A 15,107-nucleotide genomic window follows, 5' to 3' on the forward strand; every position below is an offset into this window, starting at 1 on the left:
CATGCGACCCCTCCGAATCCTGACCTGGCACATTCACGGCAGCTACCTGTACTACCTGACGCAGGCCCCCCACGAGTTTTACCTCCCGGTCAAACCCGGACGCCCCGAGGGCTACGGTGGGCGCGCGGGCGACTTCCGCTGGGGCGAGAACGTGCACGACGTGCCCGCCGAGGACGTGAGGAACCAGCAGTTTGACGCCGTGCTGTTTCAGTCACACAAGAACTACCTCGAAGATCAATTCGAAATCCTCTCGCCCGAACAGCGCAAGTTACCGCGCATCTACCTCGAGCACGACCCGCCGCGCGAGACGCCCACCGACACCCGGCATCCGGTGGACGACCCCGAGACGCTGCTCGTCCACGTGACCCACTTCAACGACCTGATGTGGAACAGCGGACGCACGCCGACGCGCGTGATCGAACACGGCGTGACCGATCCGGGGATGACGTGGACGGGCGAAAAAGCGCGCGGCCTGACCGTCGTGAATGGCCTCAAGTCGCGAGGCCGCCGCCTGGGCGTGGACGTGTTCGAGCAGGTGAGGGCCGAAGTCCCCCTCGATCTGGTCGGCATCAAGGCCGAGGAGATGGGCGGGCTGGGCAGCATTCCGCTGGCCGAGCTGCCCGCCTTCGCCGCGCCGTACCGCTTCTTCTTCAACCCGATCCGTTACACCAGCCTGGGTCTGGCGGTGTGCGAGGCGATGATGCTCGGCATGCCCATCCTGGGCTTGGCAACCACGGAGATGGCGACCGCCGTGCAAAACGGCGTGAACGGCTATGTGGACACCGACGTGCGGAAGCTGGTGGAGCGGATGAACCACCTCCTTAACGACCCCGACGAGGCGCGGCGGCTCAGCGAGGGGGCGAGGGCGGTGGCGCGCGAGCGCTTCTCTATCGGGCGCTTTGCCCGCGACTGGGACGTGGCGCTGCGGGAAGTGGCCGGACGCGGCGCACTGGTAGGAGGAGTCAAGTGAAGAGAATCGCGCTTATCAGCGAACATGCCTCGCCGCTCGCCTCGCTGGGCGGCACCGATGCGGGCGGACAGAACGTCTATGTGGCGCAGGTGGCCCGGCATCTGGCGGAGCTGGGGCACACGGTGGACGTCTTTACCCGCCGCGACGCCGCGCACCTGCCCCAAGTGATGAACTGGGTGCCGGGCGTACGCGTGATTCACGTGCCCGCCGGACCTGCCCGGGTGCTGCCGAAAGAAGACCTGTTGCCCTTGATGGGGGACTTTACCCGTTTCATGGCCTCGTTTATGGCGCGCGAGGGACAGTATGACCTCCTGCACGCCAACTTCTGGATGTCGGGGCTGGTGGCGGCGGACCTCAAGCGGCAGCTTGGGGTGCCCTTCGTCATCACCTTCCACGCGCTCGGTAAGGTGCGGCGGCTGCACCAGGGGGAGGCGGACGGCTTTCCCGACGACCGCTTCGCCATCGAGGAGCGGCTGGTGCGCGAGGCGGACCGAATTGTCGCAGAATGTCCCCAGGACGAGGCGGACCTGCGCGACCTGTATGACGCTGACCCGGCCCGCATCGTGACCGTGCCCTGCGGCTTCGATCCCGCGGAGTTCACGCCGCGGGGCCGCCGGGAAGCCCGCATTCGGCTGGGCCTGGACCCCGACGAGACGGTGGTGCTGCAACTCGGGCGCATGGTCCGGCGCAAGGGCGTGGACGACGCGATTCGTGGCTTTGCCCGCGCCACGCGCCAACTTGGCATTCCCGCCCGCCTCCTCGTCGTGGGCGGCAACAGCCCGGACCCCGATCCGGCGCTGACGCCCGAACTGGGCCGTTTAAGGGAAGTGGCGCGCGAGGAAGGCGTGGAAGACCGGGTGACCTTCACGGGCAGCCGTGAACGTGCTCACCTGCGCGACTACTACAGCGCTGCCGACGTGTTTATCAGCACGCCGTGGTACGAGCCCTTCGGCATCACCCCCCTCGAAGCGATGGCGTGCGGCACCCCTGTGCTCGGCGCGCAGGTGGGCGGCATCCAGTACACGGTGGTGGACGGCGTGACGGGCGCACTCGTGCCCCCCCGCAACCCAGACGCGCTGGGCGAGCGCCTGGGCGAACTCCTGGCGGACCCGGCGCGGCGCGAGCGGATGGGACAGGCCGCCCTGGAACGGGTCCGCACCCACTTCACCTGGGAGGGTGTGGCCCGGCAACTCGCCGAGGTCTACCGCGAGGTCGGCGAGGAGGTGGAGCGGGTCATTCCAGCGCTGGCGTTGCACAGCGGCCACCGGGCTGCCCCTGACGCCGCCGTGGAGCGGGCCTTCGGCAACCTGATCGCCACGCTGACCCGCGCCCGCAGCGAGTTGCAACCGCAGATCGTGGCGGCGGCGGGGGCAATCGTGGCGTGCTTCGAACGCGGGGGCAAGGTGCTGGTCTGCGGCAATGGCGGCAGCGCCGCCGACGCGCAACACTTTGCCGCTGAACTCGTGGGCCGCTTCCTGATTCCCGGACGGCGGGGCCTGCCCGTCATCTCCCTGACCGCCGACTCGGCCATGCTGACCGCCTGGTCCAACGACATCGGCTTCGGGGACGTGTTCGCGCGGCAGGTCGAGGCCTTCGGGCAGCCCGGCGACCTGCTGCTCACCATCAGCACGAGTGGACGCTCGCCCAACATCGTCGCGGCGATGGAGGCGGCGCGGGCACGCGGCGTCACCACACTCGCCCTGCTGGGCGGCTCGGGCGGGGACGCCCTGGTCCTGGCGGACCTGCCCCTGCTGGTGCCCAGCACCGACACGCCCCGTATCCAGGAGGTCCACATCCTCGCCCTGCACCTGATCTGCGAGCTCGTCGAGGAGCAGATCTCGGCGGGCGTCCCCGCCCACCTGCCCACCGCCCTCCCCGCGTCGGTCCGGCTCACCCCGCCCGGCAGCACCCCCCTCATTTCCGCCCCCACCTCTAGTGCTCAAGGAGTGAACGTATGACGAATACCCTGTCTCAGCCCCAGACCCAAAACCCCTTTGCCCAGTCCCTCGCTGGAAAAGTCGCCCTCGTGACGGGCGGCGGCAGCGGCCTCGGTGCGGCCATCTCCCGCGTGCTGGCCGAATCCGGCGCGCAGGTGGTTACCGCTGATATTCAACTTACCAAGGCGCAGGAGCTCGTCACCGAATTGACTGAAGCCGGACATCAGGCCCGGGCCATCAGCCTCGACGTACGCGACGAGAATGCGCTGGAAGCCGTTGTCGCGCAGCTGGAAGAGGAGTTCGGCCACCTCGATATCCTGATCAACAACGCGGGCACGGACGTGACGGTCGCCATCGACGAACTGAGCGTGGAAGACATCGACCGCGTGCTGGACGTCAACCTGCGCGGTCCGTTCCTGCTGTCACGCGCCGTGCTGCCCCGGATGGCAAAGCGCGGACACGGCGCGATCGTGAACATCGCCTCCACCGCCTCCAAGCGCGCGTGGGCCAACGCCACCGCCTACCACGCGAGCAAGTGGGGCCTGCTGGGCTTCAGCCACGCGCTGCACGTGGAGGCGCGGCCTCTCGGCGTGCGTGTCACGGCGCTCGTGGTGGGCGGCATGCAGACGCCCTTTATTCTCGAACGCTTCCCCGACACTCCGCTGGAGAACCTGCAAGACCCGCGCAACGTCGCCGAGGCCGTGCGCTACGTGCTGCTCCAGCCTGAGGGAACGGTGGTGCCGGAGCTGACCGTCATCCCGATGCGCGAAACCTCCTGGCCGTGAGCGCCCTACGGAAAGCCGCCCTACTCGACAAGGACGGCACCCTGATCGAGGACGTGCCCTACAACGTGGACCCGGGGCTGATCCGTCTGAGTCCCGGGGTGGGGCCCGCCCTGCGGGCGCTGGACGGGGCAGGCTTCGCCCTCGTCGTCGTGACCAACCAGTCGGGCGTGGCGCGGGGCCTTTTTCCCGAGTCGGCGCTGACCGGCGTGGAAGCGCGGCTGCGCGAACTCCTGGCTGGAGAAGGTGTGGTCCTGGCGGGCTTCTACCACTGCCCACACCACCCGGACGGCACCGTGCCCGAGTACGCACGCGAGTGCGAATGCCGCAAGCCGGGACCGGGGATGCTTCGCCAGGCCGCGCAGGAGTTGGGGCTGGACCTGACACGCTCCTGGATGGTGGGCGACATCCTGAACGACGTGGAGGCCGGAAACCGCGCGGGGTGCCGGACCGTTCTGCTGGACAACGGTGGCGAGACGGAGTGGGTGCCTGGCCCGCACCGTACGCCGGACTTCACGGCGCGAAATTGGGACGAGGTGGTGGGGTTCATTTTGCCGAAGGCGTTGAACAGTTCACCGCTCCAGCCTCAGGAGTCACGTCAGGCAGAGGTTCTCTAAGTCCTCCTCCCCCGACCCGCAAGGCGGGAGGCTGAGGCCCGGAGAGCTGCGCCGTTGAGGGGGTGAACGTGCAGGGCGTCCGCGACCAATTGGGATTTAAGCGGCAGGATCGCCTTCGGCAGTCGCCCCCTCCTTACCCCTCCCCCAGAAGGAGGGAGGGATCCAGAGAATCCATTTCAACTCTCCCAACAACAGACCCAACAACGACCCACCGAAATAAAGCGAGGAAGGAGGCCCCATGCTTTTAGAACACGTTGAAGAATTCCGCCGTCTGCGCGTGCTGGTGATCGGCGAGGCAATGCTCGACAGCTACCTCTACGGCACGGCTGACCGTCTGTGCCGCGAGGCCCCCGTGCCCATCGTGGCGCTGAGCGGACGAAAGGATGTGCCGGGCGGCGCAGCGAACGCGGCCGTCAATGTGCGCGCCCTTGGCGCGTCCGTCGAGTTTCTGTCCGTCGTGGGTGCCGATGCGGAGGGCGATATCCTGCTGGGCTGCCTGGAGGAAGCAGGCGTGGATACGGCGGGCGTTGTCCGCGCGAGGAGCCGCGAAACCCTCGTCAAGCGCCGCGTGATGGCCGCCTCCCAGATTCTGCTGCGGCTGGACCAGGGCACCGAGGAGGGCGTGAAGGATCAGGACGAGGAGCGCCTCATCGCCTGCCTGCGCGCCGCCTTCCGCCGTGCCGACGCCGTGATCGTCTCCGACTACGGCTACGGCATCCTCACCCCGGGCGTCATTGCAGCGCTGGCGGAGGAGCAGGCCCGCTCGCCCCGCGTCCTCGTGCTGGACGCCAAGCGGCCCGAGTTGTACCGCGAGGTGGGCGTGACGGCGGTGAAGCCCAATTACGGCGAAGCGCTGCGCCTGTTGGGAGAAACGGCGGCGACCACTTCCGAGGAACGTCTCGCCCAGGTGACGGCCTGGGAGGAGCGGGTGCTGGACCGTACCGGGGCGCGCATCGTGGCCGTGACGCTGGACGTGGAGGGCGCGCTCGTATTCGAACAGGGCCAGCCCGCCTACCGCACCTTTACCCGCCCGCACTCCAACGCGAACGCGACGGGAGCCGGAGACACCTTCGTCGGGACGCTGGCCCTCGCGCTGGCGGCCGGGGCACACACGCCCGCCGCCGCTGACCTGGCCTCCGCCGCCGCCACCGTCGTGGTGCAGCGCGACGGCACCACCACCTGCACCACCGCCGAGTTGCGGGACTTCCTGACTGCCGAGAACAAGGTGCTGGACCGTGACGGACTCGTCGCCCGCGCCGCCGCGCTGCGCGAGGCGGGCAAGCGGCTGGTCTTTACCAACGGCTGCTTCGACCTGCTGCACCGGGGGCACATCACGTACCTCAACCAGGCCAAGGCGCTGGGCGACGTGCTCGTGGTGGGCCTGAACGACGACGCGAGCGTGCGCCGGCTAAAGGGCAGCTCGCGCCCCATCAATCCCACCGAAGACCGCGCGCAGGTGCTCGCCGCCCTGAGCTGCGTGGACCTGATTGTGCCTTTCACCGAAGACACCCCCGCCGCGCTCATCGAGGCCCTGCGCCCCGACGTGTACGTCAAGGGCGGCGACTACACCCGTGAGACCTTGCCCGAGGCTCCCCTCGTGGAGTCGCTGGGCGGCGAGGTTCGCCTGCTTCCCTACCTCGAAGACCGCTCCACCACCGGCATCATCGAACGGGTCCGGCGGGCCTACGCGACGGGCACCTGATGCCGGGAGGAACGGACGCCTGGGCGCAGGCCCGGAACATCCTCGCCGTGAGGCTGGACACCCTGGGGGACGTGCTGATGACCACCCCAGCCATCCGGGCGCTCAAGGCGGGGCACCCAGAACGTCAGGTCACGCTGCTGACCTCCGCTCCCGGCGCGGCGGTGGCGCGGCTGGTGCCCGAGATAGACGATGTCCTCGTCTACCCGGCCCCCTGGCTCAAGGCCACAGCTCCGCGCAAAAGCAGCGCGCCCGACTTCGAGATGATCGCTGGGTTGCGGGCGCGGGGCTTTGACGCCGCCGTCATCTTCACGGTCTACAGCCAGAACCCGCTGCCCTCGGCCATGCTGTGCTTCCTCGCCGACATTCCGCTGCGGCTGGCCCACTGCCGTGAGAACCCCTATCAACTCCTGACCGACTGGGTACGCGAAACCGAGCCGGAGGGCGGCATTCGCCACGAAGTCCAGCGCCAGCTTGATCTGGTGGCGCTGGTGGGTCTGTTCACGCCGGACGAGCGGATGTCCCTCTCCTTTTCGTACGAGGCGGGAGCCCGGGTCACGGCACGGCTGGAAGCTCTGGGGCTCGGCCCTCTGCCGTCCCCCATCGTCATCCACCCGGGAGCCACCGCCGCCTCCCGCCGCTATCCGCCGGAATCCTTTGCGGAAGTGGCGGGGGAGCTCAGCGCGCGGGGGTTTCCCCTGCTTTTTACCGGAGACGGCGGGGAGCAGGAATTGATTGCCCGGATTCGGGAGATGGCCGGAGGGGTGGGGCATTCGCTCGCCGGAGAGCTCAGCCTGGAGGAACTCGCCGCCCTGATCGCCCGCTCTCCCCTCCTGATCTCCAACAACACGGGCCCGGCGCACATGGCCGCCGCGCTGGGCACACCCGTGGTGGACCTCTACGCACTCACCAACCCGCAGCACACCCCCTGGGCGGTGCCGTCGCGCGTCCTCTCGCACGACGTGCCCTGCCGCTGGTGCTACAGCTCGGTGTGCCGCACCGGGCACCACCTCTGCCTGCGGGGCGTCACCCCGGGCGAAGTCGTCTCGGCGGCGCTGGAACTGCTGACGCCCGCTCCACTGGAGCTGGCATGACCGACGTGGACATCCTCATTCCCACCTGTGATCGCCCCGGCGCGCTGGCAGCCACGCTGACCAGCCTCGGCGCGCAGACCGTGCAGCCCTTCCGGGTGGTGATCTCGGACCAGGGCGAAGAGCCCGCCACCAAGCGTGCCGAAGTGGCGACGGCCATCCGCGTACTGGAACTGCACGGCTGTGAGGTGGAGGTTCGCCGCCACCTGCCCCGGCGGGGCATGGCCGAGCAGCGCCAGTTCCTGCTCGACCAGGCCCGCGCGCCGCTGGTGCTGTTTCTTGACGATGACCTCATTCTGGAAACGTGGGTGGTGGGACAGATGGTGGACGCCATCCGCCGCGAGGGCTGCGGCTTTGTGGGCAGCGCCGTGATCGGCCTGAGTTACAGAACCGACGTGCGGCCCCATCAGCAGGGGGTGGAGTTCTGGGAGGGTGCGGTTCAACCCGAAACCGTGCGGCCCGGCCTCCCCACCTGGGAGCGGTACAAGTTGCACAACGCGGCCAACCTGCTGCACGTTCAGGAGCGCGAGGCCCCGGCGCCCGAAGGGAGCCGCGTCTACAAGGTGGCCTGGGTGGGCGGCTGCGTGCTGTATGACCGCGCCTGCCTGGAAGCGGTGGGCGGCTTTGGCTTCTGGCGTGAACTCCCCGAACACCACGCGGGCGAGGACGTGCTCGCCCAGCAACGGGTGATGGCCCGATTCGGCGGCTGCGGGATAATGCCCTCGGGCGTCTACCACCAGGAGTTGCCCACCACCCTGCCCCACCGGGAAGTGGACGCCCCAAAGGTGCTGGACCTGTGAGCACCGACTGGAATGGAGTCCGCAACGTCCTCGTCATGCGGCTCGACAACATCGGGGACGTGGTCATGACGGGGCCCGCACTGCGTGCCCTGAAAGAAGCCCTGCCCGGCGCACGCCTGACCCTGATGTGCAGCCCGGCGGGCGCGAACGCCGTACCCCTGCTGCCCTGGGTGGACGACGTGATCGTCTGGCGCGCAATGTGGCAACAACTCGGAGGCGGAGTGTGCGATCCGGCGCGCGAGGAAGAGCTGATTTCCCTGCTGCGTGAGCGGAACTTCGACGCAGCCGTCCTGCTGACCTCCTTCAGTCAGACGCCGCACCCCGCCGCGGTCGCCTGCCTGTTCGCCGGAATTCCGCTGCGCCTCGGAGAATCGAAGGAACGCGCTCCCGGCCTCCTCACTCACGAGCCCCCCTTTCCCACAGATGAAGCCGGCCACCAGGCCGAGCGAAATCTGCGGCTGCTGGAAACGGCGGGGCTCCCGGTGCGGGACCGTTCCCTCTTCATCCACATTTCGGAGGAAGCGCGGGAGCGCGCAGCGGCCCTGATGCCGGAGCCGTACCTGCTCCTCAACCCATTTGCCAGTTGCTCGGCGCGGACCTACCCCCCCGAGAAGGCCGCCCGGGCAGCGCGGCTCATTGCCGAGCAAGTCGGCCTCAAGGTGGCTGTCACGGGCGTGGAGAAGGACCGCGAACGCAGCCAGGAACTGCTGGCCGAACTCGGCCCCATCGGTGTGGACCTGCTGGGGCAAACGGACCTCTCCGCGTTCGCTGCGCTGGTCGCCAGGGCCCAGCTGGTGCTGACCAACAACACGTCGGCCCTGCACCTCGCGGACGCCACACGCACGCCCGTCCTCGTGACGTACTCGGGCACGGATCTGGACACGCAGTGGCAGCCACGCAGCGCCCCCTTCGCCCTGCTGCGCCGCCCCACGCCCTGCCATCCTTGCTACGCCTTTACCTGCCCGTTCAGTCTCGAATGCCTGGACTTTTCGCCCGAAGAGGTGGTGCAGGTGGGGTTGGGCCTGCTCCAACAGCCCTTCCGCACCACAGAAGGCGGGCTCCCCGACGAAGCCACAGCCAGCCACGAGGCTGGACACGCGTAAGAGCGTTGTTCCTGGGAGAAGCGGGGCGACCCACGGACGCCTTTCCCAGGCAGTTTCCTGTCCTCACCCTTTGGGTAGACACCCGTCCCATCGCCCGCGCATTAAGGTAAAGCGGTGCAGATTTCACGGCGGGCCGTCTTGCTGGGTGGATTGGGGCTGGGCAGCCTGGGGGCCACCGGCCTGAACGGGGCGTACGCATTCGAGATCAACCACCATGTCTACGCCCTGCCAGGGCTGCAGTCCCCCATCCGGGCCGTGCAGCTGACCGACCTGCATTACGGGCCATTTCACCGTGCCGCGGCCGTGCGGGCCTGGATGGAGACGGCCCTCACCCTGCGGCCCGACCTCGTGCTGATCACGGGCGACTTTGCAGATCGGCACCTGCTGGACGCGCCAGGACCGCTGTTTCAGGAACTCAGCCGACTCCGGGCTCCGTTGGGAGTCTGGGGCGTGTGGGGAAACCACGACCACGATTACTGTCACCGGGAGGCGCAGAAGACGGGCCGGGACCCGCAACAGGCCCGGGACGCCTTTACCGTCGCCCTCAAGAATGCGGGCATCGGCCTGCTCAGAAATGGCGGACTGCCCCTTCGGGATGACCTTTACCTCGCGGGTGTGGATGATCTGCGCAAAGGGGACCCGCAGCTGACACCAGCGCTGATGGGCGCTCCCACGCAGGGAGCGGTTCTCCTGATGAGCCACAATCCGGATCTGTTGCCCACCGTTCCCTCCAGGGTGAGCCTTACCCTCTGCGGCCATACCCACGGCGGTCAGGTGCGGCTCCCGGGAATCGGCGCGCCCGTGCCAGCCAGCCGGTTCGGCCAGCGCTTCGTCCAGGGCTTTGTGCAGGGGCCGGCACCCGGTTTCGTGTCCCGGGGACTGGGCACCACGGGGATTCCTGTGCGGCTCCACTGTCCGGCGGAACTGGTCGTCTTCGATTTCGTTCCCGGGTGAGCTCAGGCCGCCCTTCGCCGGAATCAACTCATGCGGGTTAGCTCGCGCACCGCCTTGTCGTAGCCCTCGGGGTAGACGGGGAACATTTTGCGGTCCTGGGTGTTCCACAACGTGTCGAAGCTGCGGTAACTCAGGTACGCCAGCGGCCCCACCATGCTGTCACTGACCCAGAACACGCCCGCCTGATCGTCGTAACCGCGCACCACCCGGAAGTGCGGGATGTGACCGGGGCGGTCATACCACTGCAGGACGATCACCGGAATGCCCAGCGCGAGCAGGCGCTTGACCTGCGACAGCTTGCCTCCCCGGATGGTCAGGGTCCGCAGCTTGAATTTGGCTAGTTCAGGCGCGATGGCGCTGACCTGCATGTAGCCGCCACCGGGCCGCACCGTCCGCTGGATGACTTCCTGCCCGATCTTGACGCGGTAAAAGCCCAGCACCGACGACAGGGCGCTGGGTCCACAGTTGTTGTAGGTCTGGTAGTTGAAGGCCAGGCCGTGCAGGTAGGTCCGCACCGGCAGGGCGTTACCGATGGGCGAATCGGTCAGCGGAAACCAGCCGATAAAGCTGGCGACGGTGGGAGCGGGCGTGGCCTTCCACACAGCTGGAGCGGAGATGGCGAAGGGATCGGGCCGGGGCAACTGGAGCTTGAGCGCCGGAGCGACGGGACGTGCCGGGATGGCCGCCACGGAGGGTAAATGGGTGGAAGCTGGACGAACCGCTGCTGGACCCGTCCGGGTCACCGGCAACTTGATCGCCTGCCCCACCCTCAGCACCGGCTGCCTCAGGCCGTTGAGCTGAAGCAGCTGGCTGACCGTCGTGCCCGAGCGCTGGGACAGACTGTAGACCGTATCGCCCATCCGTACCGTGTAGGACGTGAGCGCCCGCTCTGCTCCCGCGCCGTTCAGCAGTGGCCCGGCGAGCAACGACAGCGCCGCCAAACCAGTCCCCAGCCCACGAACTCCCACCTGCAAACCTTTCATTCCGCCCAACTCTACTCCGGAAAGGAGGGAATGATCACGGAGTGTAGCGTTACAGGTGTGGCAACAGCGCCTCAGCGAGGGCTCCAGGCGCGAGCAGGGCCTGCGCCTGGACCTCCAGCAGCGTCACGATGCTGCCGCTCATTCGCTCGCTGCCTGACGGCTCCGTACGGCGGCGGCGGTCCCGCCCGTAGGTGGCGTCGGCCAGCATCAGGCCCAGCACGGGCGTTTTGGAGCCGCGGCTGACGATCAGGAAGTCCACCCGGCGCACCGCTTCGCGCGTCAGCGTTCCGGCGGGCGCCTGGGCGCTGCAGGTCAGCGCGAGGAAGTCCTTCAGGCGGACGTTTTCCTGCACCTCGTAGCGCTGGCTGGACAGAAACTCGCGCAGGGCGGTCCCCAGGCGATCACCCTCACGGGTGTAGGGGCGAGGTGTGGCGGCGGGCGACGGCTCTGGTCGAGATCCCGCAGGGCGGGAAGCTTCGGAAGCGGACCCCAGCGCGGTGGAGCGCACGGGCAGAGCGGCCGGGGTACGTTTTGCGAAGAATCCGTGCATGACTCAGGGTAGTTTTCAGGTCCTGACGGGACCTTGACGCCTGTAAGTGAAGGCTCCTTAAGAAATAAAGGTTGAGTGGCTTTCCTGCGTTCTCCAGGATCCCCTCCTGTTTGCTGTCCCGCCCAGAACAGCCGCGCAATCTCCAGACAGAGGAACAAGGTGTGCGCTCCAGCGGGACGTGGCATACCCAGCCCCCAACCCCGGAAGCGCGGAGTGCCTTTTGTGCCGGTGGAGCACGGACTGTTTCCTCCTCTCAGGAATCAGGGCCTGTTTCTGAAACCTCAAGGCCTGTGCCGGAAGGTCTCTCCATCTCGTCCGGCCCCTTCTCCCTGAGGTCACTCAGAGTTGCGTCAGACGCCAGCGCGTACGGTGCAGGGAGATGAAGAATCGAACCTGGTTTTTCCTGGCCTCGCTGTTGGCGGCGGTAACGGCAGGTCCCTGGGCCGCTGCCCAACCCTTTGTCATCGAAACCCGCTTTCTCGGTCAACCGCTCAGCGCCGCTCAGAAGGCCACCGTGGTGGCCGCCACGGACCGCGTTTCGCGGCTGATTACCTCGCCTTACCTCCCGGTGAACGTCGATCTGCCCGCCAACTCCTGTGACCAGGGCATTCCCAGGCTCAAGGAGCGGTTCACCCACCTGGTCATTTTCGTGACGGTGAAGAACCTGGACGAGGATCTCTACGGTGAGTCAGGGCCATGCGAGCTGCACGAGGACAATTACCTGCCAATCTACGCATCGATTTTCCTGAATGCCCAGGTGACCGGCGACCTCCCCGGGGTTGATCTGCTCGACACCATGGTCCACGAAACCCTGCATGCCCTTGGCGTCGGGACGCTCTGGGAAGCGGACGCCCGGGTCTCCCTGGAGGGGAATACTGACGAAAAGAACTTCATTCGGAAGAAGGGAGGGATGTACTACTACACTGGGCCCAGAGCCGTCGCGGCCTACCGGAAGCTGGGCGGAAAGGAACAGGGCATTCCACTGGACCCGGACAGGGGACACTGGGCGGGCGACACCGTCTGCTCGGAGATTGTTTCGGGCAGTGCTGGTGATTATCTGGGCCGGGTCAATCCCATCAGTGCGCTCACGCTGGGCGCCCTCGAGGATCTCGGTTACACCGTCAACCCAAAGGCGGCAGACCCTTTCCGTCTGCCCACCAAACAATGCCCTGAGGGGGACTGAAGTGCGCCCCAAAGGCACCTCTAAAGCCGGGGAGCGTGCCCCACACCTGGCTCTGCACTTCAGACCAACCCGGGACCTTGCTGCTCCTGAGTTTCCCTCTGTCACGACCTGGACCAACCTGCCCTTTACCTTGAACATGGTTACCATCAAGGCCGTCCTGGCGCAGAGCCTGAAAGGGAGCCACACATGAGGCGAGCAACGTTTCGCGAGCACCTGAGGTACCGCTTCGACAACTCCATGGCCCGTGGACCAGGGGCGATGATCGGCTGGCTGTTCCTGGTATCGGTCCTCCTGATTGTCCTGGTGAGCCTCTTCGTGCAGGTCACGGGTCAGGTACCGTCCGGGGAAGACCACAAGCCAATCGGCTTTGGCGGCCTGCTGTGGTGGAACCTGATGCGGGCCCTGGATTCTGGGGCCATCGGCGGGGACAGTGGAACGCCTCTGTTTCTCGCCACGATGTTCGCCATGACGCTCGGCGGCATCTTCGTGGTCAGCATGCTGATCGGCGTGGTGACGAGCGGCATCGAGGCGCGGCTCGAGGAGCTCCGCAAGGGCCGCTCGTTCGTCGCCGAGGAGGGCCACACCCTGATCCTTGGCTGGTCATCCCACGTCTTTACCATTCTCTCCGAACTGGTCGTGGCCAACGCCAACCAGCGCCGGGCCTGCATCGTCATCCTGGCCGACAAGGACAAGGTGGAGATGGACGATGAACTGCGCGCCCGGCTCGGTCCCACGGGCCGGACCCGCATCGTGTGCCGCACCGGAAGCCCGATTGATCTGGCGGACCTGGAGATCGCCAACCCGCATGCGGCACGCTCCATCATCGTGCTGGCTCCCGAGGACGAGAACGCCGACTCGAGCGTTATCAAATCGGTTCTGGCCATCACCAACAATCCTGGCCGCCGGGCCGAGCCCTATCACATCGTCGCCGAGCTCCGTGACGCGCGAAACCTCGAAGCAGCCCGTCTGGTCGGCCGGGAGGAAACGAGCCTGATCCTGGTGGACGATCTGATTTCCCGGATCATGGTGCAGACATGCCGCCAGTCCGGGCTGTCAGTGGTCTACACCGAACTGCTCGACTTCGGAGGAGACGAGATCTACTTCGCCGAGTTGCCAGGCCTGGTGGGACGCACTTTTGGAGAAGCCCTCTCGGCGTTCGCGGATTCGAGTCTCATCGGGCTGCGTCGACACGACGGGCAGATCCTGGTCCATCCGCCGATGGACCTCGCGATCGCTGCCGGTGACCGGGTGATTGCCATCTCGGCGGACGACGATACCGTACGCGCGGTCCCCGTTCAGCCAGATATCGACGAGGCGGCGATCCGCCTGCCCGTGACGCGAATTCCACAACCCGAGCGGATCCTGGTCCTTGGCTGGAATGAGCGGGCCCCGACGGTTATCACCGAGCTTGACCGGTATGTTGCGCCAGGCTCCAGCATGACTGTTGTCTCGGACATACCGGAAGCAGCCCAAGTGCTGGACGAACTGCGGCATGGCCTCGAGCGTCAAAGCGTTGAACTGTACGTGGGTGACACCACCGATCGCCGGGTCCTTGAGGCCATGCGTCCAGGCGGATACGATCACATCATCACGCTTTCCTCAGACGGCACGGACGTTCAGGAGGCAGATGGACGCACCCTCGTGACCCTGCTGCACCTGCGTGACATGGCGAGCCGCTCCGGGCAGGATTTCTCCATCGTCTCTGAGATGCTCGACGTGCGCAACCGCGAATTGGCTCAGGTGACCCAGGCCGACGATTTCATCGTCTCTGACCGCCTGGTGAGCCTTCTGATCTCCCAGGTATCGGAAAATGGAGGGCTCAAGGCGGTGTTCGACGACTTGTTCAGGGCCGAAGGCTCCGAAATCTACCTCAAGCCTGCCAGCGACTACGTAGCCTTGGATCAGCCACTGAACTTTTACACGGTGCTCGAAGCGGCCCGCCGAAACGAGATCGCCATCGGTTACCGGCTCAGAAGCGAGGCGGAGAGCCCGAAGCTGGCCTATGGCGTGCACCTCAATCCCCCAAGTCGGGTTTGATCCGTTTCTCGTCAAACGACCGCATCATCGTCCTGGCGGAGAGTTGACTCTGGTCCGCAGACCCTGACACGCAGGCCCATTGATGCCCCGTGCCCGCACATGCTTGTGTGTGATGATGCTCCAAGCGTAGGTGGTCGCCCCCATAAGATTCGGCGCCGCCCAGAAGATGAGGGATATGGTGACAGATATTCAGAAGAGTGCGGGAGATTTGCAGGGCAGCTGCCCAGGTCTGCGGCACTGAGCATGAGGGTTAGGCCAGTTAGAAAGGTGCTCCGCCTTAGAGGAATCTGAAGCAGCCAGGCCGTGCCGTTGTCACTCTTGTTGATGGCGCTCTGAGTCACGTCCTCGTGCTGCAAGAGAAAGACGAGACCGAACCATAGGTTATGACGCACAATAAGCAT

Annotated in this window: 13 protein-coding genes; 11 read left to right on the plus strand and 2 right to left on the minus strand. The window is 66.6% G+C overall.

Annotated elements, in window-relative coordinates; genetic code table 11:
• The first annotated feature begins 1 nt into the window (after position 1).
• The 9 genes from B9A95_RS04305 (at position 2) to B9A95_RS04345 (ending at position 9,953) form a co-directional block, all read left to right on the plus strand.
• Positions 2–970 (plus strand): glycosyltransferase family 4 protein, encoded by a 969-nt coding sequence (locus B9A95_RS04305; RefSeq protein WP_084045700.1) that lies wholly within the window; start codon positions 2–4, stop codon positions 968–970.
• Positions 967–2,928, plus strand: a complete 1,962-nt coding sequence (locus tag B9A95_RS04310) for a glycosyltransferase (RefSeq protein ID WP_084045701.1) — start codon at positions 967–969, stop codon at positions 2,926–2,928. Before B9A95_RS04305 ends, B9A95_RS04310 begins: the two co-directional genes overlap by 4 nt.
• Complete coding sequence (locus tag B9A95_RS04315; RefSeq protein ID WP_084045702.1) at positions 2,925–3,692, plus strand: SDR family oxidoreductase; 768 nt, start codon at positions 2,925–2,927, stop codon at positions 3,690–3,692. Before B9A95_RS04310 ends, B9A95_RS04315 begins: the two co-directional genes overlap by 4 nt.
• Positions 3,689–4,306: a D-glycero-alpha-D-manno-heptose-1,7-bisphosphate 7-phosphatase gene (locus tag B9A95_RS04320; protein WP_084045703.1), complete on the plus strand. Its 618-nt coding sequence runs from the start codon at positions 3,689–3,691 to the stop codon at positions 4,304–4,306. The genes B9A95_RS04315 and B9A95_RS04320 overlap by 4 nt, the downstream gene beginning before the upstream one ends.
• A 238-nt stretch (positions 4,307–4,544) precedes the next feature.
• Positions 4,545–6,008, plus strand: coding sequence for a D-glycero-beta-D-manno-heptose 1-phosphate adenylyltransferase (gene rfaE2 / locus B9A95_RS04325; protein WP_084045704.1), 1,464 nt, complete (start codon positions 4,545–4,547; stop codon positions 6,006–6,008).
• Positions 6,008–7,099, plus strand: a complete 1,092-nt coding sequence (gene waaF / locus B9A95_RS04330; RefSeq protein WP_084045705.1) for a lipopolysaccharide heptosyltransferase II — start codon at positions 6,008–6,010, stop codon at positions 7,097–7,099. Before rfaE2 ends, waaF begins: the two co-directional genes overlap by 1 nt.
• Complete coding sequence (locus B9A95_RS04335; RefSeq protein ID WP_084045706.1) at positions 7,096–7,896, plus strand: glycosyltransferase family 2 protein; 801 nt, start codon at positions 7,096–7,098, stop codon at positions 7,894–7,896. Before waaF ends, B9A95_RS04335 begins: the two co-directional genes overlap by 4 nt.
• The gene (locus B9A95_RS04340; protein ID WP_212648244.1) at positions 7,893–8,999 is read left to right on the plus strand and encodes a glycosyltransferase family 9 protein; all 1,107 of its coding nucleotides are present in this window, start codon (positions 7,893–7,895) and stop codon (positions 8,997–8,999) included. Before B9A95_RS04335 ends, B9A95_RS04340 begins: the two co-directional genes overlap by 4 nt.
• Positions 9,000–9,113: 114 nt before the next feature.
• On the plus strand, positions 9,114–9,953 hold the full coding sequence (locus tag B9A95_RS04345; RefSeq protein WP_245808131.1) for a metallophosphoesterase: 840 nt from the start codon (positions 9,114–9,116) through the stop codon (positions 9,951–9,953).
• Between the two features lie 23 nt (positions 9,954–9,976).
• On the opposite strand, the gene B9A95_RS04350 is transcribed toward B9A95_RS04345, so the two are convergent.
• Together B9A95_RS04350 and B9A95_RS04355 are read right to left on the minus strand one after the other, a co-directional pair.
• Positions 9,977–10,936: a LysM peptidoglycan-binding domain-containing protein gene (locus B9A95_RS04350; RefSeq protein WP_084045707.1), complete on the minus strand. Its 960-nt coding sequence runs from the start codon at positions 10,934–10,936 to the stop codon at positions 9,977–9,979.
• A gap of 49 nt (positions 10,937–10,985) precedes the next feature.
• Positions 10,986–11,486, minus strand: coding sequence for a PDDEXK family nuclease (locus tag B9A95_RS04355; RefSeq protein ID WP_084045708.1), 501 nt, complete (start codon positions 11,484–11,486; stop codon positions 10,986–10,988).
• 379 nt (positions 11,487–11,865) lie between these two features.
• Here B9A95_RS04355 and B9A95_RS04360 point away from each other — a divergent pair, with 379 nt between their 5' ends.
• Both B9A95_RS04360 and B9A95_RS04370 read left to right on the plus strand, forming a co-directional pair.
• Complete coding sequence (locus tag B9A95_RS04360) at positions 11,866–12,669, plus strand: M8 family metallopeptidase (protein ID WP_084045709.1); 804 nt, start codon at positions 11,866–11,868, stop codon at positions 12,667–12,669.
• Positions 12,670–12,855: 186 nt separating this feature from the next.
• Positions 12,856–14,706 (plus strand): CASTOR/POLLUX-related putative ion channel, encoded by a 1,851-nt coding sequence (locus B9A95_RS04370; RefSeq protein ID WP_212648245.1) that lies wholly within the window; start codon positions 12,856–12,858, stop codon positions 14,704–14,706.
• Positions 14,707–15,107: the final 401 nt, after the last annotated feature.

This window comes from Deinococcus hopiensis KR-140 (assembly GCF_900176165.1).
Taxonomy (GTDB): Bacteria; Deinococcota; Deinococci; order Deinococcales; family Deinococcaceae; genus Deinococcus; species Deinococcus hopiensis.